We start from the raw sequence: 25273 nt of genomic DNA on the forward strand, positions 1-25273 counted from the left end.
TAAAAAAAATCAAAAAAACAGGAAAAACATAAAATGAATGATTTTAATGTAGTAAATGACATTCATCATGCTGGGAACTGGATAATAAGAAATCAAGAACTCGTTTTAAGTTACATAATAAATTTTATTTCATCTATAATAATATTTACAACTGGTACATTTATTGCTGGTATAATATCAAATGGTATTAATAAAGTATTAATATCTAGATCTATTGATATAACAATTTCAAATTTTTTGTCTTCTTTAGCAAGATATATAATAATAACATTTTCTTTAATAGCATCTCTTGGCTGTATAGGAGTACAAACTACATCAGTAATAGCAATATTAGGAGCAGCTGGAATGGCTATTGGATTAGCTTTACAAGGATCTCTATCAAATTTTGCAGCTGGAGTATTATTAGTAACATTAAGACCTCTAAAAACAGGAGAATATGTTGATTTAGGAAATGCCGCAGGAACTGTTTTGAATATACATATATTTTATACAATGTTACGAACATTAGACGGCAAAGTTGTCATTGTACCAAATGGAAAAATAGTATCAGGAAATATAATAAATTATTCTAGAGAACCAGCTAGAAGAAATGAATTTAATATAAGTGTATCATATAAAACAGATATAGATTTTGCAATAAAAATATTGAGAGAAGTTGTATATAAAGAAAAAAGAGTTTTAAAAGATAGAGATATAGTCGTAGGATTGTCAGAATTAGCTCCATCTTCTATAAATTTTATAATAAGATGTTGGAGTAATAATAGTGATCTAAATGCTGTATACTGGGATTTAATGGCAAAATTTAAAAAATCCTTAGATAAAAATAATATTTCAATTCCGTATCCACAACTTGATATAAACATTTACAAAAAATATAAAAAATAAAATGTTTAAAAAATAAAAATTATGAAAATATATACATCATATAAAATTAGTAAATTAATAAAAAAAGTTTGTAAAATAATAAAAAAAAAAAATAAAAAATATATATTATCAGAAGATATTTTTATAATAGAAAATTATAACATAGCACAATGGATAAAAATATTTATTACAAAACAAATTGGAATTTGCGCTAATATAAAATTCTATACTATGGAAACATTCTTTTGGAAAACTATAAAAAAAAAAAACAATTTTAAAAATATAAAAATTTTTTGGAAAATATTTTTATATCAAGACTATAATTTTATAAAAAATTTTTTTGAAAATAAATTTGATAATAAAAAAAAATTTTATTTTCTGTAGAAATTAGTAAAATTATAAAAAAATATATTTTTAATTCCCGAAAAATTATAATTAATTTTAACAAACAAAATAATAAAAACAATAAAATATCTAAAGAAGAAAAATTTCAAAAAAAATTATGGAAACACATAAACAAAAATAATTTATATAATTCGTTAAAGAATTTCATTAAATACAAAAAAAAATATAAAACAAAAAGAATATTTGTAATACATTCTAATTATATTTCTAAATTTTTCATGTCATTCTTTAACGAACTAAATAAAAATTTTTTCGTAAATATTTTATATGTTACACCAATAAATATACCAATAAAAAAAAAAAAAATAACATATTTAAAAAATTATAATTTCTTAAAAATAATAAAAAATATAATAAAAAATAAATTATTAATGTATTTAGTAAAAAGTTCATTGAATTTTACAAAATATTTAATAAATAAAAAAAATATACAAAATATAGATAAAATAATAAAGAATAAAAATACTTTATTAGAAAATATAAAAAAAAATATAATGTTTGATCAAACAAAAAGAAAAAAAATATTAAAAACAGACAATTCTATACTAATATTTTCTTGTTGTAGTAAATATAAAGAAATAGAAATTCTTTATAAAAATATAAAAAAAATATTAAAAAAAAAAAATAATATATGTGCAAATGATATAGTTATAGTTTCAACCAAAATAAAAAAATATTTACCATATATAAACAGTATATTCCATTCAAAAAATATTTTAAAAATTCCATATACAATTATTAGTGATAATAAATGTAAAATTAAAAAATTTTTAAACTTTGTTTATAGAATATTTGATTTAAAGAAAAATAAAATTACAATAGAAGAAATAATATATTTTTTATATTCAGATTTTATAAAAAAAAAATATAAAATAAAAAATGAAGAAATAATATTATTAGAAAGATATATAAAAGATATGTGTGTAAAATTTGATATAGAAAATATAACTTTTAAAAAAAAATTAAAAAAAATAAGTAAGGAAAATACATGGAATTATGCATTAAAAAAAATTTTACTAGGATATACAACTTATAACAAAAATTTAATTTACAAAAATTATGTACCATATATAAAAATAAATTATTGTAATAAAAACTTAATTTCAAAATTTATAAAAATAATTACAATAATAAAAAAATGGAAAAAGATTTTTTCAAAAAAAAAAAAACTATCTGAATGGAAAGATATATTAAATAATATTTTTAAAAAATTTTTAAAAAAAAACGAGAAAAAAATAAATATAAAATTGTTATTTAAAAATATAATAAAGTTAGGAATAAACATAAAATATAAAAATAAAATTTACTCGGATGAACTAAAAATAATTTTTAAAAAATTTATTAAATTAAAATATTATAAAAACGACATATTTTTAAATTCTGTAACATTTTGCAATTTACATGAAATAGAAAATATCAATTTTAAAGTAATATATTTTTTAGGAATACATTATTATAAAATAAAAAATCAAAATTTATGCAAAAATTTTAATTTATTACATAAAAATAAAAATTATTATTATAAAGAAAAATATAAAAATATACGTAAAATAATATTATTAATAATTTCAGCAGAAAAATATTTTTATATAAGTTATACAAATAATTTTAATGAAAATAATAATATAAAAATATTAGAAATTTTGATTAACTACATATCTAAACATTATTATTTTAAAAAAAAACTTTTAAAAAATTTTATAATAAATAAAAAAGATATTATATCCAGAATATTAAAAGAATACAAACAAGACATATCATATAAAAACTATGAAAAAATAAAAAAAAATAAAAATAAAAATAAAAATATTAAATTAAAAAAAAAAAAACACAAAAAAAATAAAATTAATATATTAAATTTAATAACATTCTGGAAAAATCCAATAAAATATTTTTTAAAAAAAATTATAAAAATAAATCTTTTTGAATATAAAAACATTTATTCTGAAAAAGAAGCATTTACATTAACAAAAAGTTTAGAAAATAAAATTAGTAATGATATATTTAAAAATATATTAAAAAATAAAAATACAAAAAAAATATTTAAATATTATTTATCTTTAGGAATATTACCAAAAAAACATTTTGGAAAAATAATCTTTGAAGAAATAGTACAAAAATCTAAAATATTAAAAAAAAATATATATAAATTAAATGTAGAAAAAAAAATTAAAAAAATAAAAATAAAAATAAAAATAAAAAACTTCATTATAAAAACAAAAATAAAAACTTTCTCACAAAAAAAATTAATAAGTTATAAACCAAAAATATTAAATTTAAATGATATAATAGAATTTTGGTTTTATCATTTATTTTTCTGCGCTACATATAAATGTAAAAAACATAGTAAAATGCTAGGTTATAAAAATTCCATAATTATATTTAAAAAATTAAGTAAAAAAGAATCATACTATTATATTATAAAATATATACATGGATATTTAGATGGAATAAAAAATCCAATATTTTTAACAAAATCAGGAATGATATGGATAAAAAATTTAATAAAAAAAAAAAATAAAAAAATTTCAAAAAAAATATTTATTAAAAATTGGAATGGAAATAACTATATTTTTGGAGAAAAAAACAATCTATATATAAAAAAAATAATAAGTAAAACAAATACAGAAAACATACAAAAAATATATTTATCTTCATTAAAATGGCATTATCCAATATTAAAAAAATTAAAAAAATATAAAAAATAAAAAATATTTTAAAAAAAAAGTTAAAAATGAAAAAATTAAATCCACTAAAAATAAATTTTTTAAAAAACTCTTTAATAGAATCTTCAGCAGGAACAGGAAAAACTTTTACAATAATAATATTGTATTTAAGACTATTATTAAAAAATAATATAAAAAATGAATATATAAAAAAAAACATAAATATAAAAAAAATATTAATATTAACTTTCACAAAATATGCTAAAAATCAAATATATGAAAGAATAAAAGAAACAATATCAAATTTTAAAACAGATTGTATGAAAAATGATAGTAAAAATATATTTTTTAAAAAAATTATAAAACAAGAAAAATGTAAAAAAAAACTAATTAAAAATTTATATAAACTAGAAGAAATTTTTGATAACTCTTCTATATTAACAATACATCAATTTTGTAACAAAATTATACAAAAAAAAAAATTTTTTTTTAAACAAGGATTCTATAAAAAAATTTTAGAAAATGAAGATAAACTTTTTTTTAATGCAATAATATATTTTTGGAGAAAAAATTTTTATAATATTTCTAAAGAAATTTCAAAAATAATATATTCATATTGGAAAGAACCTAAAAAAATTTTTGAAGAAACAAAAAATATATTTAAAAACAATATAAAAGTTAAATTTGATTCAGAATTTGAAAAACACAATATAAAATCATTTCATTTTAAAATAATAAAAAGAATAATAATATTAAAAAAAATATGTAAATTAAACAAAAATGAAATAAAAAAAATAATAAAAAAATTAAAAAAAAAAAAAATAGGACATGTAAAAATACTAAGATATAAAAATAAAATAAACAATTGGTGTAAAGAAAAAACAAAAGATTACTTTATTCCTAAAGAAATAAAACAAATGATAGAAATAAAAAATATTAAAAAATATTTTTTAAAAAATAAAAAATTAAATTTTTTATATAAATATATTAAAAAATTTTTTAAAAAAAAATTTTTTATGAAAGAATTTATAATATATAAAATTTTACAAAAAATACCCAATATAGTAAAAATAGAAAAAAAAAACAAGTCTATAATAAATTTTGATGATTTAGTAAAAATAGTAAAAAAAAAGATTAAAAAAAATAAAAATATTTTATTATATTTAAAAAAAAAATATCCAGTTGCTATAATAGATGAATTTCAAGATACTGATTATGATCAACAAGAAATTTTGATGAAAATATATGGGAAAAATAACAAAAAAAATATTATGATAATATTTGCGGATCCAAAACAATGTATATATGATTTCCGAGGATCGAATATATTATTATATAATAAATTTAAAAAAAAAATAAAAGATAAATATTTTTTAGACACTAATTGGAGAACATCATCACAAATAATAAAATTCATAAATAATATATTTTTGAAAGTTAAAAATCCATTTGTTAACAAAAATATAATATTTAAAAAATCAAAGTATACCAAAAAAAACAATAAAATAAAAATAATAGTAGACAAAGTTGAAAAAAAAAATTTTAAAATAATATTTTACAAAAAATCACAAATAAACTTAGAAAAATATTTTGCATGGTCTTCAAAAAAATGTGCTAAACAAATAAAAAAATTACTATATTTAGGAAAAAAAAAAAGAGCAAAAATAAAATATCATAATAAAACTAAATTCATATCTAAAAAAGACATAGCTATATTAGTAGCAAACAAATTTGAATATTACTATATAAAAAAAACATTAAATAAATATAAAATAAAGTCATATTATCAATTCAAAAAAATAAATATTTATAATGAAGAAGAAACAAAAGAAATATTAATATTATTAAAATCTATAATAGATTATTCTAATAAGCAAAAAATAATAAATGCAATAAGTACAAAAATAATTTCAGAAGATATAAAAAAAATTTATGATATACAAAAAAATAAAACAAAACTATTTAAAAAAATAAAAGAATTTAAAAAATATAAAAAAATTTTAAAGAAAACAGGAATATTAAATTTAATAAAATATATAATTACAAAAAATATAGTAAAAAAAAATATTTTCAACAAAGAAAAAATAGAAAAATATATAAAAAAATATTTTTATATATCTAAATTTTTAGAAAAAAAAATGTATAAATTTAAAAAAATAAATTTATTAATACATTGGTTAGAAATTAAAATAAATCAAAAAAATGTAAATAAATACAAATATTTTAACAAAAATGAAAAAATGAATGGAATAAAAGTAATTAGCATACATAGATCTAAAGGATTAGAATATCCAATTACAATAATACCTTTTATAATGCATGTTTCAAAAAAAAATGATTTTACATACTATGACATAAAAACATATACAAAAATAATTGATTTAAAAAAAAATAATAAAAGTAAAAAAAAATTTTTAAAAGAAAAAATTTTAAATAATATAAAATTACTATATGTATCTCTTACAAGAGCAATAGTGCATTGCACAATAATAATAGGAGTAACAAAAAATAGAAAAGGATCAAAACACACTGATGTTCATAAAAGTGGCATAGGATATATACTTCAAAAAAAAAAAAAAAAAAATTTTTTAGAATTTAAAAAAATAATAAAAAATTTAAAAAAAAAATTTTAAAAAAAAATACAAAAAATAAAAAATATGAAAAATAAAAAATATAACATAAAAAAAAAATTAAAATTAAAGATAACAAGTTTTACAAAAATTATAAATAAAATAAAAAAAATAGAAAAAAAAAATAAAATAAAAAATTTTTTTTTAAAAAAAAAAATCTTATTTTAATATATATAATTTTCCAAGAGGAAAAATATTAGGAAAAATGTTACATGAAATATTAAAACAATTTATAAAAAATAAAAATACAAAAATTTATTGGATAAATAACAAGATAAAAAAATATAATTTAAATAAAAAATGGGCAAAAATAATATATGCATGGATGAATAATATAATTAATACAAAAATAAACAAAAACGGAATAATGTTATCAAAAATTAAAAAATACAATTTTGTGCAAGAAATGAAATTTAACATTTTTATAAAAAAAAAAATAAATGAAAATACATTTAGGTCTTTGTTTTTAAAAGATAAAAATATAAAATTTAAAATAAATAAAGGAATTATAACTGGAATTATAGATATAGTATTTATATGGAAAAAAAAATTTTATTTAATAGATTTTAAATTTAATTATTTAGGAAATAAAAAAAAAAATTATAATGAAAATAAAATAAAAAATATTATTATAAAAAATAAATATAAAATTCAATATAAAATTTACTTATTAGGAATTCACAAATATTTAAAAACAAATTTAAAAAAATATAATTTTAAAAAACATTTTGGAGGCATATTTTATCTATTTTTAAGATCTTTTACAAAAATAAGAAAAAAACAAAAATATGGAAAAATACTAATATTACCTAAAAAAAAATATATAGAAAGAATGGAAAAATTTATAATATAAAATATGAAAAACACAAAAATATTAAAAAAACTATTAAAAAAACAAATAATAAATGAAACAGAAATATTTTTATACAAACTATTAAAAAAAAATGAAAATTTATTAGTGAAAATTATAATTATTTTATTAATTTACACATATAACACAGGACATATTTCATTAAACATAAAAAAAAAATATTCTAATAAGAATATTCCAAAAAAAATTTGGAAAAAATTTTTTAATATTAAAAATTATGATAAAATAATAGAAAACAGCAAAATTATAGGGAAAGAAACATCATACAATTTTCCAATAATATTTTATAAAAAAAAATTTTACTTTAATAAAATATTTATTATAAAAAAATTTTTTTTACCAAAAATTTTTACAAATACAAAAATAAATAAAAATATTAAAAATATAAAAAAAATATTTAAAAAATATGATAACAATAAATTAAATAAATTACAAAAAATATCAGTAATAATGTCAATTATAAAAAAAATTATATTTATAATTGGAAATCCAGGAACTGGCAAAACCACTGTAATTTCATCAATAATTTTTTTTATTTTAAAAATATGTAAAAAAATAAAAAAAATTAAAATAGCAGCTATGACCGGTAGAGCAGCACATCATATGTTAAATTCCATAAAAAAAAATTTATCTAAATTAAAAATTAAAAAAAATGAAAAACAAAATATTCCAGACAAATCTTATACAATACATAGATTGTTAAAAATTAAATCAGAAATAACATATGTTAAATTTAATAAAAACAAAAAAATAAATGCAGATCTATTAATAATAGATGAAGCATCTATGATAACTCCAATATTATTTCAAAATTTAATAGAATCTACAAAAAAAAATACAAAAATAATTTTTTTAGGAGATTTTAATCAACTTCCACCAATAAATGAAATAAATATTTTTAAATATTTATGTAAGAATTTAAACAACCAATTTAGTAATAATATGTCAAAAATGTTAAAATATATTATAAATTATAAAAACAAATGTAAAAAAAAAAATACTATAATAAATGATCATGTATGTATATTAAAAAAAAAATATAGATTCACAAAAAAATCTGGTATACAAAAAATTTCAAATATGATATTAAAAAATGATATTGAAAATATAAGAAAAGAAATAAAAAAAAATGAATTAAATGACGTAATTTTTAAAGAAATTAAAAATTTTAGCCAATATAAAAACATGATAAAAATAATAATAAGAAAATATAAGAAATATTGGCAATCTATAAAAAAAAAAAATAATCCTAAAAATATATTAAAAGAATTTAATAATATAAGAATACTTTGCGCAATAAAAAATGGTCCATTTGGCACAAAAGAAATAAATAAAAATATAAAAAAAATGATGATAAATCAAAAAATAATAAATAAAAATAAAAAATGGTATATAGGAAAGCCAATAATGATAAAAAAAAATCAAAAAAATTTAAATATATTCAATGGATATATAGGAATATTATTATATGATAAAAATAAAAAAAAAAAATTTTTTTTTATAACAAATGACAATAATATAATTAAATTACCTACTTACGTAATAAAAAATTATGAAACATCATGGTCATCAACAATACATAAATCTCAAGGATCAGAATTTAATGAAACTATAATAATAATACCAAATAAAAAAAAAAATTTTTTAAGCAAAAATTTAATATACACAGGAATAACAAGAACTAGAAAAAAAACAATTATTTTTTCAAACAAAAAAACATTTATAAAATCTATTCAAAATAAATAATTGGTTGCGGAGGTTGGATTTGAACCAACGACCTTCGGGTTATGAGCCCGACGAGCTACCAAACTGCTCCACTCCGCTAATGTAAAAAAATTATAAAGTATATAATTTAATTATTATACATTTTTTAAAATATTATGCAATACTAAATATAAATAAAAAATAAATAAAAATTTTTTTATAAATTAGGATTTGTAACATGAAATCAAGAAGAAAAGCTAGAAAATGTGCAGTTCAATTATTATATTCATGGCAAATATCAAAAAATTATATAAAAGATATAGAAACACAATTTGTTAAAGAAAAAAAAACAAGGGGGGCTGATTTAATTTATTTTCATGAAATAATTTCCGGAATATCAAAAAATTATATATATTTAGATAATTTAATAAAAAAATATTTGTCTAACAAAATAAACAAAATAGGGCAAATAGAAAAAGCAATATTAAGAATTTCTTTTTATGAATTAACAAAAAGATATGATATACCTTATAAAGTCACTATAAATGAGAGTATAGAATTGGCTAAGTACTTTGGATCTGAAAAAAGTCATAAATTTATAAATGGTATTTTAGACAAAGCAGCATTTTATATAAGATCAAAAAAAAATATATTATAAAAAAAATATTTTGTATAAAAAAATATATTTATTATATATAAAAAATTTTTCCATATGAATATATTTTAATTATATAAAAATTTTTACAATATAAATTGTGTAAACAATATAATGTTTAAAAAAATATTTTTTATAATTTATAAAAAATTAAATATAATATTAATTAAATTAATAAAAATGTATAAATAAAATAATATAAAATACATTGGAATTAAATATATATAAAGTAAATAATACTAATATTATTAGTGTAAATTAATTAAATAAAAAAATATAAACATATGAAAAATAATATATTTGATAAAAACGGACATTTAAAAAAATATAAAAATTGGAATACAAAAATTGCAAAAAAAATAGCAAAAAAAGAAAAAATAAAATTAAAAAAAATACACTGGAAAATAATAAAAATAATTAGAAAATTTTATTCAAAATTTGAAAGAATGCCATCTATTTTAATGGTATATAAAATATTAAAAAAAGAAACAAATAAAACAATATATATAAATAAATTATTTAATAATAATTTTATTAAAATATCTAGCAAAATTTCAGGAATACCAAAACAAAATATATGTATGTAAAAATACATTTTTATAAATTTTTATAAGAAATAAATAAACTTATCATAAAATTAGACAATACAGAAATTAAAAAGGAAATATAAAAAAATTTTTTATTTTTATAAAAATATCCTAATAAAATATATAGTAACCAAAAAAAATTAATTATAATAAAAAATATTATATATATTAATTTTAAAACATCATAAAAATACAAAAAACTAGTACATATTGTAAATAATATTATAAAAAAAGAAGTAAACACAGTAGAAAAAAAAATATTTTTTTTTAAAGGAAGTATTGGAATTTTAGCATTTTTGTAATCTTTTATTCTAAACATAGCAATAGAACAAAAGTGTGGTATTTGCCATAAAAAAAAAATTAAAAAAAATATAAAAAAAATTAAATTTATTTTTTTAGAAGATGAATAATATCCTATTATAGGAGGCATTGCACCTGAAATGCTTCCTATAAATAAAGAAAAAGTTGATTTTTTTTTAAAAATAAAACTATATAAAAACACGTAAATAAAAAAACCTAAAAAAGATAAAAAAAAAGAAAAATGATCTACATAATAAAATAGAATAAAAAATCCTATAAATAATAAAAAACATGCATAATAAATAGCATTTTTTATAGAAATTTTTTTTCTAACTAATACTCTATTTTTTGTTCTGTTCATATTTTTATCAATTTCTATATCAATTAAATTATTACATACACAACTTCCAGAAATTACTAAAAACAATCCTATAAAAGTTAACAAAAACAAATTTAATTTAAAATTTCTATCAGAAGCAAAAATAAAACAAGCGGAAAATGGTATTAAATTACCAAAAACTATTCCTGGTTTAATAATTTGTAAATAATATTTAATTTTTTGTAATATCATATTTAATTTATCATAATTCTATTATGCAAACTTAACATAATAAATCTAGATCCAAAAATTATTATAAAAATTATTATTAAAGAAAATATTATAGTAATAATATTATAATATTCCTCATCATTTTTATATTTTATGTGTAGAAAAATATTAAAATACAATACTAATTGTGCAATAGAAAAAAATAATATTATTACATAATTATACAATTTTGAAAAAATATTATTTACTATTAAAAAAATCGAAAAAGTTAAAATTATTAAAGAAAAAAATAATCCAACAAAATATTTTAAAATTTCTTTTTTAATATAATTATTCATTTTATAAATCCATATAAATATACAAAATTAAATATAAACATCCAAACAATATCCAAAAAATGCCAAAATAATCCTAAGCAAAAAAACTGAGTATACAAATTTTTTTCAAAATATCTAAATTTAAATCTAAATAACATAAAAACTATCCAAAATAAACCAAATAAAATATGAAAAGCATGTAATATTAATAAAGAAAAAAAAGACGAAAAAAATCCATTTCTTGATAAAAAAAAATTAATTTTTGATAAATTTATCAACTCATGAATTTCCATAAAAATAAAACATAATCCAAATGAAAATGTGCAAAATATCAAAAAATAAAAATAAATATTTTTTTTATATTTTAAAAAAACCATTGCAACACTATAAAAAAAAGAACTTAATAATAAAATAATAGTTTCTGCAAATACATAATATATATTAACTGTATTATCATAAAAAATTTTACAATTATAATTATAAGAAATTATAAAATATACTGAAAAAAATACAGAAAATAGTATACAATCACTCATCAAATAAATTAAAAAACCAAATACTACATTTGAATTAATAATTTTGTTAAAAAAATTATTTTTTAATTTATTTTTTTCTTTTTCTAAAAAACTATTTTTATTCATGTAAATAACCTATTAAAATATATTAAAATTTCTTTTTATTACAATTTTTAGACTTAATAAAAATATCTTTTCTATTATAAAAAAAATTTTTTATTAAAAAACAAAAAACAAAAAATATAGATAGCAAAAACATCCAAAAAATTTTCCACACAGCTGAAAATCCTAAAAAAATAGAAAATACACCTATAAAAAAACCAATTGAAGTATTTTTTGGAACATAAAATCCATTAAAATTATTAACATATTCAAAAATATTTTTATTTTTATTTTCCCAAAATTGATCTATACATTTTACTTTAGGTAAATGCATAAAATTATAAAATTTTGGGGGGGATGAAACAGACCATTCTAAAGTTCTACCATTCCAAGGATCAGAAACATTCTGATTAAAAAATTCTTTATTCTTAAAAGATACATAAAATTGAATAATTTGAAATATTATTCCAAAAAGAATTAAAATAGCTCCTATTAAGGATATTAATAAAAGATTATGAAATTCAAAATCTATATTTTGACTTATTCTTCTTGTCATACCTAAAAAACCTAAAATATATATTGGAATAAAAGTAACAAAAAATCCTATTATCCAAAAATAAAAAGATATTTTTCCAAATTTTTCATTTAATGAAAATCCAAACATTTTTGGAAACCAATAATTTATTCCAGCAAAACAACCAAAAACAACTCCACCTATAATAACATTATGAAAATGAGCTACTAAAAATAAACTGTTATGCAATATAAAATCTGCAGCTGGTAGAGACAAAATTATTCCAGACATCCCACCAAAAGAAAAAGTAATTATAAATCCAATTGTCCACAGCATAGAAGAATGCATCTTAATGTTTCCTCTATACATAGTAAATATCCAATTAAAAACTTTTACACCAGTAGGAATTGCGATTATCATAGTTGCTATTCCAAAAAATGTATTTACACTATATCCTGACCCCATAGTAAAAAAATGATGAGCCCATACCATAAATGATAATAATGTAATTGATAAACTAGCCCATACTAATGAAGTATATCCAAATAAACGTTTTCTAGAAAAAGTAGATACTATTTCAGAAAAAATTCCAAAAGCAGGTAATATTAAAATATAAACCTCTGGGTGACCCCAAATCCAAATTAAATTTATATACATCATTGGATTTCCACCAAAATCATTAGTAAATATATGAAAATTAAAATATCTATCTAAAGTTAATAATAATATTGTAGCTGTTAAAACTGGAAAAGAAGAAACTATTAAAATACTAGAACACAAAGATGTCCATGTAAATATAGGCATTTTAAATAATGTCATTCCAACAGTACGCATTTTTAAAATTGTTACTATAAAATTTATTCCAGTTAATAATGTTCCTATTCCAGAAATTTGTAAACTCCAAATCCAATAATCTATTCCTACTCCTGGACTGTATTTTATTTCAGATAATGGTGGATATGATAACCATCCAGATGATGCAAATCTTCCAACAAACAAAGATATATTAACTAATATAGCTCCACTAACGGTTAACCAAAAACTTAAATTATTTAAAAATGGAAAAGCTAAATCCCTTGACCCTATTTGCAATGGTACAACAAAATTCATTAATCCAATTATTAAAGGCATTGCTACAAAAAAAATCATTATGACACCATGCACTGTAAATATCTGATCATAATGATAGGATGGCAAAAATCCACTTTTATTATATAAACTTTGATAAGAGGACAAAAATTGCTGACTTTTCATCATAATAGCATCTATAAATCCTCTAAAAAACATTATCAAACCTAATATAATATACATAATTCCTATTTTTTTATGATCTACTGAAGTTATCCATTCTTTCCAAAAATATTTCCATTTATTAAATTTTGTCATAAAATATAAAAATATGCTAAAACATGTAAATAATACAAAAAATGTAAAAACTATTATAGGTTCATCAAAGGGAATATCAGATAAAGTTAGTTTTCCAAACATTCTTATATCTCCAAATATATAAAAAAATTAATTAGAATTTTTACAGTTAAATTCTTCTATAACATTATAAAATAATTTAGGATAAACATTAGAAAAATATTCTACTTGTCTATTTTTTTTCGGAATTTTTAAATAACTAAATTTTCTATAATTATTTAAAAAATTTTTAGATTGTTTCAATTTTTTTATCCAATTTAAAAAATTATTTCTATTTTTAAAAATCAACACAGAAAATTTCATATTAGAAAACCCTTCTCCACTATAATTTGCAGAAAATCCCTTATATACTCCAGAATATTTAGAAATTAAGTACAAATTTGTTTTTGCTCCTGGCATAGTATATATTTGACTACCTAAATTAGGAATAAAAAAAGAATTCATTACAGAACCGGAAGTTAAATTAAATTTAATTAAAGTATTAGCAGGAAACACAACTTCATTTATAGAAGCAACATGATAATTAGGATAAATAAACAACCAACACCAATCTAAAGAAATAACATCAATTTCTAAAGTTTTATGAAAATTATTTATATTTCTTCTAGGATCTAATTTTTTTGTAGAATGTATAGAAAGAAAAGAAAAAAATAAAATTATTATCATAGGTACAATCCATATTGTAGATTCTATAAAATAGGAATTATCCCAATTTGGTGTATAACGTTTCTCTTTATTATTTTCATTATATTTAATAGAAAAAAATATTGTCATTATAATAACTGGTATTATTACCAATAACATTGTTAAAAATAATATAATAATTAAATGATTTTCTTGTTCTCTAATATAACCGTAAGAATTAAAAAACATTTTTGTTTTTATTTCTGACAATACAAACATAAAAAATACAATGAATATAAATATTAGCAAATTAAAATTTTTAATCATAAAATATCTCCAAAAATATAAAAAATAAATTAAATATAAAAATATAAATTATATTTAAAATCTAAATAATATAATATTATTAATAAAAACATTCTATAATAAAAATAAAATATATATAAAAAAATAATATATTTATAAAACATTATAAAATATTATTTTGAATTTAGATATTAAAAAAAATGCAAACAACTATATAATTACTTATTATTTTGCTCTAAATGAAAAATAATTGTATATTAAAAATTAATGAAATTTTATATTTTAATAAAAAAACATGCTTAATAAACAAAATAAAAACTATGCAACAATAATACCTACAGTAATTGAAAAAACTAATAATGGAGATATAGTATATGATATTTATTCAAGATTACTACAAGAAAGAATTATTTTTTTAACAGGAGTAATAGATGACAATTTATCAAACAATATAATATCTCAACTACTTTTTTTAGAATCTAAAAATTCTAAAAAAGATATTTATATATACATAAATTCACCTGGAGGTTTAATAACTTCTGGAATGTCTATATATGACACAATACAATTTGTAAAACCAAATATAAATACAGTATGTATAGGACAAGCATGTTCTATGGGAGCATTTATATTAGCAACAGGTACTAAAGGAAAAAGATTTTCATTACCAAATTCTAGGATTATGATACATCAACCTATTGGTCAATATAAAGGCCAAGCGACAGATATAGAAATACATGCTAAAGAAATAATATTAATAAAAAAAAAAATAAACAAAATATTATCACAACACACAGGAAAAAAAATTGAAGAAATAGAAACAGATACAGAAAGAGACTATTTTCTATCTTCTAAAGAAGCCTTAAAATACGGAATAATAGATTCTATACTAAAAAAAAGAAAATAATTAAAATATTAAAAAAATGTGTTTTAAAATTTTTAACATAATAAAAATATTTTAAAATATGGAATAAAAATATGACAAACAAAAAAAAAAAAAATGTAGAAAAAATTTTATATTGTTCATTTTGTAATAAAGATCAAAAAGAAACAAAAAAATTAATTATTGGAATAAATTCTTGTATTTGCAATGAATGTATAAAAATATTTATAAAAATAATAAAAAAAGACAAAAAAAAAATAAAAAAAAAAAAGAATTTCTTTAACGAATATACTCCAATAAAAATAAAAAAAACATTAGATAAATATATAATAGGTCAAGATGAAACAAAAAAAATATTATCTGTAGCAGTATATAATCATTATAAAAAAAATGAATACATAAAAAACAATAAAAAAAAGAAAATAAAAATAGACAAAAGTAATATATTGTTAATCGGTCCTACTGGAAGTGGGAAAACTCTATTAGCAAAAACATTATCTAAAATAATAAAAGTTCCGTTTATAATAGCAGATGCAACTACTTTAACTGAAGCAGGATATGTAGGAGAAGACGTAGAAAATATAATATATAGACTATTAGAAAGTTGTAATTTTAATATAAAAAAAGCAGAGTCAGGAATAATATATATTGATGAAATAGATAAAATATCAAAAAAATCAGAAAATGTTTCAATTACAAGAGATGTATCAGGAGAAGGCGTGCAACAATCTTTGTTAAAAATAATAGAAGGAACAGATGCCTTAGTATCACCACATGGAGGTAGAAAACATCCAGATCAAGAGTTAATAAAAATAAATACATCAAAAATATTATTTATTCTAGGAGGAACATTTTCTGGAATCAAAAAAATTATTTTAAATAGAATAAAAAAAAAAAATAACTTTGGTTTTAATAAATCTTTAAAAATAGAAAAAAAAATATATAAAAAAAATATATTAAAAAAGATAAATACAAAAGATCTAATAAAATTTGGACTTATACCAGAATTTATAGGAAGAATTGCAATAATATCTATACTAAAAAAACTTAATAAAGAAGATCTAATAAATGTATTGTGTAAACCAAAAAATTCTTTAATAAAACAATATAAAACATTATTTAAAATAGAAAATGTGAAATTAAAATTTTCAAAAAAAGCAATTGAAGAAATAGCTAATAAATGTATTTATATAAAGACTGGTTCAAGAGGTTTAAGATTGATATTAGAAAAAATATTATTAAATATAATGTACACAATTCCATCAAAAAAAAATATAAAAGAAATAATTATTAACAAATCAGTAGTACAAAATAAGTCCTTACCAATAATAATAAAAAAATAATATAAAATTTTTATTAAAATACCAAAAATGTTAAATTATCTATATTAATATTATAATATTAATACAAAATAAAATTCATATCAAGAATTCTCAGACTATTATATTAAAAACTATTTTTTTTAAATATAGTATATATCATTAATACTATGAATTAAAAACAAAAACTAAGAGAGAAATGTATGCATTCTGAGTATAATAAATCTGTTAATATGTCTTTGTTGCCGCTTCGTGACATAGTAGTATATCCAAATATGATAATTTCATTATTTATAGGAAGAAAAAAATCTATAAAATGTATAAAAAAAATTATTAAAAACAAAGAAAAAATATTTTTAATAGCACAAAAAAAACCAAATGTAGAAGATCCTAAAGAAAATGACTTGTTTAAAGTAGGCACGGTAGCAAAAATACTTCAAATATTAAAATTATCTAATGGAACAATAAAAATTTTAGTAGAAGGATTAGAAAGAGCAAAAATAATTAAATTAGAAAAAAATAAAGAATATTTTTTATCTAAAATAAAATATATTAAAACAAAAATTATACCAAACAAAGAAAATAATATTCTAATAAAAATCGCTATAAAAAAATTTAAAAAATATATACAACTAAGTAAAATAATACAATTAGAAATTGTAAACAATATAAAAAAAATAAAAAATATAGAAAAATTATCAGACACTCTTGCATCTTATATAAATTTAAAAGTTAAAGACAAACAAAATATACTAGAAATGTATGATTCTAAAAAAAGATTAGAGCATATAATTGCAATAATTGAATCAGAAATTAACATTCTAAAAATAGAGAAAAAAATAAGAAATAGAGTAAAGCGACAAATGGAAAAAAGTCAAAAGGAATATTATTTAAATGAACAAATGAAAGCTATTCAAAAAGAATTAAATAAAATAGAAAATATAGAAGATGAAAATAAAATATTACTAAAAAAAATAGTATTAATGAAAGCACCAAAAAAAATAAAAAATAAAATAAAAATAGAATTAAAAAAATTGAAAACTATGCCATACATGTCTTCTGAATCTACTGTAATAAAAAGCTATATAGACTGGATAATACAAGTACCATGGAGTAAAAGAGGAAAAATTAAAAAAAATTTATTAATAGCAAAAAAGATATTAGATACTGATCATTATGGACTAAAAAAAGTAAAAGAAAGAATAATAGAATATTTAGCCGTACAATCTAGATCTAGAAAAATAAATGGACCCATTTTATGTTTAATAGGACCTCCTGGAGTAGGAAAAACTTCTTTAGGAAAATCTATAGCCAGAGCTACTGGAAGAAAATATATAAAAATGTCATTAGGAGGAATACGAGATGAAGCAGAAATCAGGGGTCATAGAAAAACATATGTTGGATCTATGCCAGGAAAAATAATTCAAAAAATGTCACAAGTAGGAGTAAAAAATCCATTATTTTTATTAGATGAAATAGATAAAATTTCATATGATAATAGAACAGATCCATATTCTGCATTATTAGAAGTATTAGATCCAGAACAAAATTTTGCATTTAATGATCATTATTTGGAAATAGACTATGACTTATCAGAAGTAATGTTTATAGCTACTTCAAATACTTTAGATATACCATATGCATTGTTAGATAGAATGGAAATTATAAGATTATCAGGATATACAGAAGAAGAAAAATTATATATAGCAAGTAAACATTTAATTCCAAAACAAATAAAAAAAAATATTTTAAAAGAAAATGAAATAGAAATAGACAAAAATATTTTACCAAAAATAATAAGACATTACACAAAAGAAGCAGGTATACGAAATTTAGAAAGAGAAATATCTAAAATATGTAGAAAAGTAGTAAAAAATTTATTATTAAACAAAAAAATACAAAAAATTATAATAAATAAAAATAATATAACAAAATATTTAGGAATAAAAAAATTTAATTATAGCAAAATATCTTCAAAAGATAAAATAGGACAAGTATCAGGATTAGCTTGGACAGAAGTAGGTGGCGAATTATTGAATATAGAAGCAGCATGTGTTCCAGGAAAAGGAAAATTAACTTATACTGGATCTTTAGGTAATGTTATGAAAGAATCTATACAGGCAGCATTAATAATAATTAGATCACAATCAAAAAAATTAGGAATAAAAACTAGTTTTTATGAAGATCATGATATACACGTGCATGTTCCAGATGGAGCAACCCCAAAAGATGGCCCTAGCGCAGGCGTATCAATGTGTACAGCAATAACATCATGTTTAACAAAAAATCCAGTTAAGTCCAACATAGCAATGACTGGAGAAATTACATTGCAGGGAAAAATATTAAATATTGGCGGTCTAAAAGAAAAATTGCTAGCAGCTCATCGAGAGGGAATAAAAAATGTTCTCATACCTTATGAAAATAAAAGAGATTTAAAAAAAATACCAAAAAAAATTTTATTTGGATTAAAAATACATAAATTAAAAAAAGTTGAAGAAGTACTGATTTTATCATTAAAAAATTTTCCATATAAAAATTTTAAACATATTAAAAGAAGATAACAAAAAAAAACAAGCTGGCAAAATGCCAGCTAAAATAAAATAACAACAATTTTATTAAATTAAAAAATTCAAAAAATGATAAAAAATATTTTTATAAAAATAATAATAATGATTATTATTATATCTTTTATGTCTAATATTTTTAATAATTATTAAATTTATATACAGCATAAAAAATTTATAAAAAGATATAATATGATTATGTAAATTCAAACATATATAAAAAAATAGGAAATTTTGTGCAATTATTTTACAAATTAAAATGGTATTTTTTAAAAGAATGGAAAAAATATACAAGCGCTATAATCTTGTTAATAACAATATCATTGTTACAATTAGTCCCGCCAAAATTAATAGGAATATTAATAGACACTATTATTAAAAAAAATCATTCTAATAACAAAATATTTATTATAGTAGTATTTATATTTTCAATATCAATAATAGTTTATTTACTAAGGTATATGTGGAGAGTATTATTATTCGGAGCTTCTTATAAACTTGCTATACATCTAAGAAGTAAAATATACAAATTTTTAAGTAAACAAAATTCTACATTTTTTCTAAAAAATAAAACTGGTGATTTAATATCAAAATCTACTAATGATGTAGATAGAGTAGTTTCAGCGGCAGGAGAAGGAGTATTAACATTAGTAGATTCTATAGTAATAGGCTCATTGGTATTCATAGTAATGATATTCCAGATAAATTTTTACTTGACAATAATATCATTATTACCTATGCCAATAATGGCTTATATAGTTAAAAAATATGGAGAAAAATTACATAAAAAATTTAAAAAATCACAACATGCATTTTCTATATTAAGTAGCAATACACAAGAAAGCTTAACAAGCATAAGAATGATAAAATCATATGGATTAGAAAAAACTAAATTAAAAAAATTTAAAAAAGTAATAAAAAATGTAGGAGAAAAAAATATAGAAGTATCAAAAGTAGATGCACTATTCGACCCAATAATACATATATCAATTTCTTTCTCTAATTTATTAGCTATTATATTGGGAGGTTTTCTAGTAATAAATAATAAAATTACTTTAGGAGAATTAACTAGTTTTGTAATGTACTTAGGTTTAATGATGTGGCCAATGCTAGCATTAGCATGGATGTTTAATATAGCAGAAAGAGGAAAAGTTTCATTATTAAGAATACAAAAAATTATGGAAATAAAAAAAACAAAAAAAAAATTTTTTACAAAATTACCAATACATCCAAAAACTCTACAAATAAAAATATATAATTTTTGTTATATAAATACTAATGACATAATATTAAAAAATATTTATTTTAAAATAAAATTAGGTGAAACAATAGGAATATGCGGCCCGACTGGATCAGGAAAAACTACTTTAATAAATATTATACAAAATAATTTGGAGCTAATAAGAGGTAAAATTCTTTATAATAATGTGTGTATAAAAAACATCAAAAAAAAAGATTGGAATTCTAATTTATCAGTAGTTAATCAAAATAATTTTTTATTTTCTGATACTATTGAGAACAATATTTTAATAGGTAAAACAAATTCTTCTAAAGAAGAAATAATAAAATCAGCAAAATTAGCAAATATACATAATGATATACTATCTTTTCCTAATAAATATAAAACAAAAATAGGAGAAAAAGGAATTATGTTATCAGGAGGTCAAAAACAAAGACTTTCCATAGCGAGAACGTTATTAACTAATGCTAATATAATTATATTAGACGATTCATTATCTGCTGTAGATGGAAAAACGGAACAAAAAATATTAAAAAATCTAAAAAAATATAAAAAAAAAAATAAAACTATAATAATAGTATCACATAAATTATCTACTTTAATACATTCAGATAAAATAATAGTTTTAAAAAAGGGAAAAATAGATCAAATAGGACATCATAATGAATTAATGAAAAAAAAAAAATGGTATTATAAAATGTTTAAATATCAACAATTAAAAAAAGGTTTAAAAAAATAACAGAGAAAAAAAATTTTTATGTATAAAATTAAATTTAATTTTTCACCAATTTTAATAAGATTATTAAAATATGGCATTTTTTATAAAAAAAAAATATTATATGTTTTTATATTACTTATGTCATCATCAATTTGTGAAGTATTGTGTCCCATATTAATCAGCTTTTTTATAAAAACTATTATAGACACAAATTCTATAAAAATTCATATTTTCTTATTAATAATTTCTAGTTTTATAATGTTACAAATTATATCTTCATTATGCAACTATTTTGAAATAATAATTTTTAGTAAAATTTCTACTAAAATAATAAAAAATATTAGATTTAATGTAATGAAATCTGCCTTAAATCAACCTATTAAAATATTTGATAAACAACCAATAGGTCAAATTGTTTCTAAAGTAACAAATGATACAGAAACCATAAAAGAATTATATGAAAGAGTCATTCCATCTACTATGAGAAATATAATATTAATTACAATAATATTAATAACTATGTTCTTATTAGAATGGAAAATGGCTTGTATATCTATTATCATGTTTCCAGTTATAACCACTATAATGATAATATATCAAAAATATAGTACACCTATAATAAGAAAATTAAGATCTTACATAGCAAAAATAAACAATGTTTTTAATGAAACAATTAATGGAATACAAACTATACAACAATTTAATCAAGAAACAATTTTTTTAAAAAAAATAAAAAAAATAAGCAAATTACATTATTTTTACAGAATGAAAATACTAAAACTTGATGGATTTTTATTAAGACCATTATTTAGTTTTTGCACAAATATAATATTATGTAGTTTGATATTATTATTTAATTACTTTCCTAATGAAGTATTTCAAGTTAGCACTTTATACGTATTCATAAATTATTTAAATAGATTAAATGAACCAATGTTATCTATAATAAATCAACAATCTACATTACAACAATCTATAGTATCAGGAGAAAGAATATTTAAGTTAATAGATTCAAAAAAACATATTTATGGATCAAATATAAGTCCAATTAAACACGGAAAAATAAAAATAAAAAAATTAAATTTTTCTTATCATAAAACAAATAAAAAAATATTAAAAAATATAAATATAAAAATTAAAGAAAAACAATTTGTTGCATTTGTAGGTCATACTGGAAGTGGAAAAAGCACATTAGCAAATTTAATAATAGGTCATTATAAAATAAATAATGGAAAAATATATATAGATAATAAACAAATAAAAAATATTAGCAAAAAGATTATTACAAAAAATATTTCTATAGTACAACAAGAACCATTTATTTTCACGGATACATTGTTTAATAATATAACTTTAAAAAGAAATGCTTCTGAAAAAAAAATATTAAAAATAATAAAAAAAGTTGAATTATATGATCTTATAAAAAAAAATGAACATGGAATGCATATGAAAATAAATGAGAAAGGAAATAACATATCTCAAGGTCAAAAACAATTAATATCTATAGCAAGAATATTAGTAAAAAAACCAAAAATTTTAATATTAGATGAATCTACGTCAAATATAGATTCAAATACTGAAAAAAAAATTCAAAAAATATTATTTGAAATAAAAAAAAACATGACACTAATAATAATAGCTCACAGACTTTCTACCATAATAAAAGCAGATAAAATATTTGTATTCAATAAAGGAAAAATAATAGAACAAGGAAATCATCAAGAATTAATGAGAAAAAAATCTCTATATTGGAAAATGTATACTTTGCAGTCACATAGTAAAAAAATATTCAAAAATTAAATATAAAAATATATCTTCTGTTAGCTTTAACTTAAGTACCTAATTTAATATAAACTGGCTGCTTTTTTCCAAATCTGACCAAATATTTATATTTTTAGAACATAAGGACTAACAGAAGATAAAAATCATTATATCTTAATAAAGATAAAATTTCAATAATATATTTTAACAAAAACATTATATAAAAAAATTTTAATATTACAATTTTTATAAAAATAATATATAATTATAAAATCATGAATTATAAAATTTTATCTAGAAAATATAGACCAAAATGTTTTAAAGAAATAGTTGGGCAAAAGTATATATTAAAATCAATATTTAATAGTTTTAAACTAAAAAAAATACATCATTCATGGATTTTATATGGAGACAGTGGTGTTGGAAAAACTACAATATCAAGATTATTAGCAAAAAGTTTAAGTTGTGAAAAAGGAATAAGATATTTTTCATGCTTAAAATGTAGAAATTGTATAGAAATATTAAACGGAAATTTTATAGATTTAATAGAAATTGATGCAGCATCTAAAACTAAAGTAGAAGAAATTAAAGAAATTTTAGAAAATGCAAAATATTTGCCAGTAAAAGGAAGATTTAAGATATATATAATTGATGAAATACACATGTTGTCCAAACATAGCTTTAATGCTTTGTTAAAAATATTAGAAGAAACTCCTAAACATATAAAATTTATATTAGCTACAACTAACATAAAAAAAATACCAGAAACAATAGTTTCTAGATGTATGTGTTTTACACTAAACAAAATTAATGAAAATCAAGCATATAAATGTTTAAAAAAAATACTCAAAAAAGAAAAAATAGGAATAGAAAAATCTGCAATAAAAACAATATGTGAAGAAGCACAAGGAAATATAAGAAGTTCTCTAAATATTGCAGAACAATCTATTTTACTAGATAAGAAAAAAATTACAGAAAAAAATATAATTTCTATATTAGGTAAAATAGATCAAAAAAAAATATTTTTGATAACAAAATATTTAATAAAAAAAAAAATTAAAAAAGTGTTTGAAATATTAAATGAAATAAATATATCAAATTATCAATGTAAAATAATATTTAATAATATATTAAAATTATTACATCATTTCGCAATTTTAAAAAAATTTGGTTTTCCTATAGAAAAAGAAACATATATGAAAAAATATAACAATGAAATAATGAAAATAATAAAAAAAATAGAATTTTCAAAAATACAGAAGTATTATAATATTATAATAAAAGGAAAAATAGAAATGAAAGATTCTCCTAGTCAAAAAATATGTTTAGAAATGACATTACTAAAAATTATGTAATTTATTAAAAAAATATAATAATAAAATAATAAAAAGGTGCACAATGTTTACAAATGAAAAATTAGGAAATTTAATGAAACAAGCGCAAAATATGCAAGAAAAAATGTCAAAAATGCAAGAAGAAATGGCTAAAATAGAAGTTACTGGAGAAGCTGGAGCAGGATTAGTAAAAGTAACAATAAATGGAATACACAATTGTAGAAAAGTTGAAATTGACCCAACTCTGTTGGAAGATGACAAAGAAATTTTAGAAGATTTGGCTACTGCAGCTTTTAATGACGCATCTAGAAGAATATCTGAAGCTCAAAAAAAAAAAATGTCTAATATTTCTAATAAATCACAAATTCCAAATAATTTTAACTTTCCTTTTTAATTTTTTTAAATAAAATTATAGAAAA

General features: G+C 17.7%; 21 protein-coding genes, 1 tRNA gene and 1 other RNA gene. 16 read left to right on the forward strand and 7 right to left on the reverse strand.

Annotation, left to right across the window (positions count from 1 at the left end):
* The first annotated feature begins 33 nt into the window (after positions 1 to 33).
* The 7 genes from mscS (at position 34) to recD (ending at position 9182) form a co-directional block, all read left to right on the forward strand.
* Positions 34 to 885, forward strand: a complete 852-nt coding sequence (gene mscS / locus RJD44_RS01500; RefSeq protein ID WP_343189849.1) for a small-conductance mechanosensitive channel MscS — start codon at positions 34 to 36, stop codon at positions 883 to 885.
* A gap of 21 nt (positions 886 to 906) precedes the next feature.
* Positions 907 to 1248 (forward strand): exodeoxyribonuclease V subunit gamma, encoded by a 342-nt coding sequence (locus RJD44_RS01505; RefSeq protein WP_343189850.1) that lies wholly within the window; start codon positions 907 to 909, stop codon positions 1246 to 1248.
* A 239-nt stretch (positions 1249 to 1487) separates the two neighbouring features.
* Positions 1488 to 3977 carry a hypothetical protein gene (locus tag RJD44_RS01510; RefSeq protein ID WP_343189851.1) on the forward strand — a complete coding sequence of 830 codons (2490 nt, stop codon included), beginning with the start codon at positions 1488 to 1490 and terminating at the stop codon, positions 3975 to 3977.
* Between the two features lie 26 nt (positions 3978 to 4003).
* Entirely contained in the window at positions 4004 to 6568 is a 2565-nt protein-coding gene (locus RJD44_RS01515) for a UvrD-helicase domain-containing protein (RefSeq protein ID WP_343189852.1), read from the forward strand.
* Between the two features lie 24 nt (positions 6569 to 6592).
* Positions 6593 to 6733: a hypothetical protein gene (locus RJD44_RS01520; protein WP_343189853.1), complete on the forward strand. Its 141-nt coding sequence runs from the start codon at positions 6593 to 6595 to the stop codon at positions 6731 to 6733.
* Between the two features lie 37 nt (positions 6734 to 6770).
* Positions 6771 to 7418: a hypothetical protein gene (locus RJD44_RS01525; RefSeq protein ID WP_343189854.1), complete on the forward strand. Its 648-nt coding sequence runs from the start codon at positions 6771 to 6773 to the stop codon at positions 7416 to 7418.
* 3 nt (positions 7419 to 7421) lie between these two features.
* On the forward strand, positions 7422 to 9182 hold the full coding sequence (gene recD, locus RJD44_RS01530; protein ID WP_343189855.1) for an exodeoxyribonuclease V subunit alpha: 1761 nt from the start codon (positions 7422 to 7424) through the stop codon (positions 9180 to 9182).
* A 1-nt stretch (position 9183) separates the two neighbouring features.
* Here the strand turns inward: recD and RJD44_RS01535 are convergent.
* A tRNA-Met gene (locus RJD44_RS01535) sits at positions 9184 to 9260 on the reverse strand.
* Between the two features lie 118 nt (positions 9261 to 9378).
* Between RJD44_RS01535 and nusB the strand changes: the two genes are divergently transcribed.
* Positions 9379 to 9798, forward strand: a complete 420-nt coding sequence (nusB, locus tag RJD44_RS01540) for a transcription antitermination factor NusB (RefSeq protein ID WP_343189856.1) — start codon at positions 9379 to 9381, stop codon at positions 9796 to 9798.
* A gap of 281 nt (positions 9799 to 10079) precedes the next feature.
* Entirely contained in the window at positions 10080 to 10382 is a 303-nt protein-coding gene (locus RJD44_RS01545; RefSeq protein WP_343189857.1) for a TusE/DsrC/DsvC family sulfur relay protein, read from the forward strand.
* 10 nt (positions 10383 to 10392) lie between these two features.
* On the opposite strand, the gene cyoE is transcribed toward RJD44_RS01545, so the two are convergent.
* The 5 genes from cyoE to cyoA all read right to left on the reverse strand — a co-directional run bounded on the left by cyoE (position 10393) and on the right by cyoA (position 15056).
* On the reverse strand, positions 10393 to 11253 hold the full coding sequence (gene cyoE / locus RJD44_RS01550) for a heme o synthase (protein ID WP_343189858.1): 861 nt from the start codon (positions 11251 to 11253) through the stop codon (positions 10393 to 10395).
* 2 nt (positions 11254 to 11255) lie between these two features.
* Positions 11256 to 11570 carry a cytochrome C oxidase subunit IV family protein gene (locus RJD44_RS01555; protein WP_343189859.1) on the reverse strand — a complete coding sequence of 105 codons (315 nt, stop codon included), beginning with the start codon at positions 11568 to 11570 and terminating at the stop codon, positions 11256 to 11258.
* Positions 11567 to 12190, reverse strand: a complete 624-nt coding sequence (locus tag RJD44_RS01560; RefSeq protein ID WP_343189860.1) for a cytochrome c oxidase subunit 3 — start codon at positions 12188 to 12190, stop codon at positions 11567 to 11569. The genes RJD44_RS01555 and RJD44_RS01560 overlap by 4 nt, the downstream gene beginning before the upstream one ends.
* Positions 12191 to 12212: 22 nt before the next feature.
* The gene (locus tag RJD44_RS01565; RefSeq protein ID WP_343190121.1) at positions 12213 to 14123 is read right to left on the reverse strand and encodes a cbb3-type cytochrome c oxidase subunit I; all 1911 of its coding nucleotides are present in this window, start codon (positions 14121 to 14123) and stop codon (positions 12213 to 12215) included.
* Between the two features lie 72 nt (positions 14124 to 14195).
* Positions 14196 to 15056 carry a ubiquinol oxidase subunit II gene (cyoA, locus tag RJD44_RS01570; protein WP_343189861.1) on the reverse strand — a complete coding sequence of 287 codons (861 nt, stop codon included), beginning with the start codon at positions 15054 to 15056 and terminating at the stop codon, positions 14196 to 14198.
* A 274-nt stretch (positions 15057 to 15330) separates the two neighbouring features.
* Between cyoA and clpP the strand changes: the two genes are divergently transcribed.
* From clpP to RJD44_RS01595, 5 genes are all read left to right on the forward strand, one after another.
* Positions 15331 to 15942, forward strand: coding sequence for an ATP-dependent Clp endopeptidase proteolytic subunit ClpP (gene clpP / locus RJD44_RS01575; RefSeq protein WP_343189862.1), 612 nt, complete (start codon positions 15331 to 15333; stop codon positions 15940 to 15942).
* 71 nt (positions 15943 to 16013) lie between these two features.
* Positions 16014 to 17261, forward strand: coding sequence for an ATP-dependent Clp protease ATP-binding subunit ClpX (gene clpX, locus RJD44_RS01580; protein WP_343189863.1), 1248 nt, complete (start codon positions 16014 to 16016; stop codon positions 17259 to 17261).
* A gap of 179 nt (positions 17262 to 17440) precedes the next feature.
* On the forward strand, positions 17441 to 19798 hold the full coding sequence (gene lon / locus RJD44_RS01585) for an endopeptidase La (RefSeq protein ID WP_343189864.1): 2358 nt from the start codon (positions 17441 to 17443) through the stop codon (positions 19796 to 19798).
* Between the two features lie 239 nt (positions 19799 to 20037).
* Positions 20038 to 21780, forward strand: coding sequence for an ABC transporter transmembrane domain-containing protein (locus RJD44_RS01590; RefSeq protein ID WP_343189865.1), 1743 nt, complete (start codon positions 20038 to 20040; stop codon positions 21778 to 21780).
* Between the two features lie 18 nt (positions 21781 to 21798).
* On the forward strand, positions 21799 to 23559 hold the full coding sequence (locus RJD44_RS01595; RefSeq protein ID WP_343189866.1) for an ABC transporter transmembrane domain-containing protein: 1761 nt from the start codon (positions 21799 to 21801) through the stop codon (positions 23557 to 23559).
* Between the two features lie 15 nt (positions 23560 to 23574).
* Here the strand turns inward: RJD44_RS01595 and ffs are convergent.
* Positions 23575 to 23673: signal recognition particle sRNA small type (ffs, locus tag RJD44_RS01600), an RNA gene on the reverse strand.
* Between the two features lie 122 nt (positions 23674 to 23795).
* Here ffs and dnaX point away from each other — a divergent pair.
* On the forward strand, positions 23796 to 24875 hold the full coding sequence (dnaX, locus tag RJD44_RS01605; RefSeq protein WP_343189867.1) for a DNA polymerase III subunit gamma/tau: 1080 nt from the start codon (positions 23796 to 23798) through the stop codon (positions 24873 to 24875).
* A 43-nt stretch (positions 24876 to 24918) separates the two neighbouring features.
* Complete coding sequence (locus RJD44_RS01610; RefSeq protein ID WP_343189868.1) at positions 24919 to 25248, forward strand: YbaB/EbfC family nucleoid-associated protein; 330 nt, start codon at positions 24919 to 24921, stop codon at positions 25246 to 25248.
* The last annotated feature ends 25 nt before the right edge of the window (positions 25249 to 25273 follow it).

Source organism: Buchnera aphidicola (Astegopteryx bambusae) (assembly GCF_039365365.1).
Lineage (GTDB): Bacteria > Pseudomonadota > Gammaproteobacteria > Enterobacterales > Enterobacteriaceae > Buchnera_G > Buchnera_G aphidicola_B.

Excerpts from the sequence above, each read along its gene's own strand:
- mscS (WP_343189849.1), top strand. The coding sequence starts at position 34 with ATGAATGATTTTAATGTAGTAAATGACATTCATCATGCTGGGAACTGG.
- RJD44_RS01505 (WP_343189850.1), top strand. The coding sequence starts at position 907 with ATGAAAATATATACATCATATAAAATTAGTAAATTAATAAAAAAAGTT.
- RJD44_RS01510 (WP_343189851.1), top strand. The coding sequence starts at position 1,488 with ATGTCATTCTTTAACGAACTAAATAAAAATTTTTTCGTAAATATTTTA.
- RJD44_RS01515 (WP_343189852.1), top strand. The coding sequence starts at position 4,004 with ATGAAAAAATTAAATCCACTAAAAATAAATTTTTTAAAAAACTCTTTA.
- RJD44_RS01520 (WP_343189853.1), top strand. The coding sequence starts at position 6,593 with ATGAAAAATAAAAAATATAACATAAAAAAAAAATTAAAATTAAAGATA.
- RJD44_RS01525 (WP_343189854.1), top strand. The coding sequence starts at position 6,771 with ATGTTACATGAAATATTAAAACAATTTATAAAAAATAAAAATACAAAA.
- recD (WP_343189855.1), top strand. The coding sequence starts at position 7,422 with ATGAAAAACACAAAAATATTAAAAAAACTATTAAAAAAACAAATAATA.
- nusB (WP_343189856.1), top strand. The coding sequence starts at position 9,379 with ATGAAATCAAGAAGAAAAGCTAGAAAATGTGCAGTTCAATTATTATAT.
- RJD44_RS01545 (WP_343189857.1), top strand. The coding sequence starts at position 10,080 with ATGAAAAATAATATATTTGATAAAAACGGACATTTAAAAAAATATAAA.
- cyoE (WP_343189858.1), bottom strand. The coding sequence starts at position 11,253 with ATGATATTACAAAAAATTAAATATTATTTACAAATTATTAAACCAGGA.
- RJD44_RS01555 (WP_343189859.1), bottom strand. The coding sequence starts at position 11,570 with ATGAATAATTATATTAAAAAAGAAATTTTAAAATATTTTGTTGGATTA.
- RJD44_RS01560 (WP_343189860.1), bottom strand. The coding sequence starts at position 12,190 with ATGAATAAAAATAGTTTTTTAGAAAAAGAAAAAAATAAATTAAAAAAT.
- cyoA (WP_343189861.1), bottom strand. The coding sequence starts at position 15,056 with ATGATTAAAAATTTTAATTTGCTAATATTTATATTCATTGTATTTTTT.
- clpP (WP_343189862.1), top strand. The coding sequence starts at position 15,331 with ATGCTTAATAAACAAAATAAAAACTATGCAACAATAATACCTACAGTA.
- clpX (WP_343189863.1), top strand. The coding sequence starts at position 16,014 with ATGACAAACAAAAAAAAAAAAAATGTAGAAAAAATTTTATATTGTTCA.
- lon (WP_343189864.1), top strand. The coding sequence starts at position 17,441 with ATGCATTCTGAGTATAATAAATCTGTTAATATGTCTTTGTTGCCGCTT.
- RJD44_RS01595 (WP_343189866.1), top strand. The coding sequence starts at position 21,799 with ATGTATAAAATTAAATTTAATTTTTCACCAATTTTAATAAGATTATTA.
- dnaX (WP_343189867.1), top strand. The coding sequence starts at position 23,796 with ATGAATTATAAAATTTTATCTAGAAAATATAGACCAAAATGTTTTAAA.
- RJD44_RS01610 (WP_343189868.1), top strand. The coding sequence starts at position 24,919 with ATGTTTACAAATGAAAAATTAGGAAATTTAATGAAACAAGCGCAAAAT.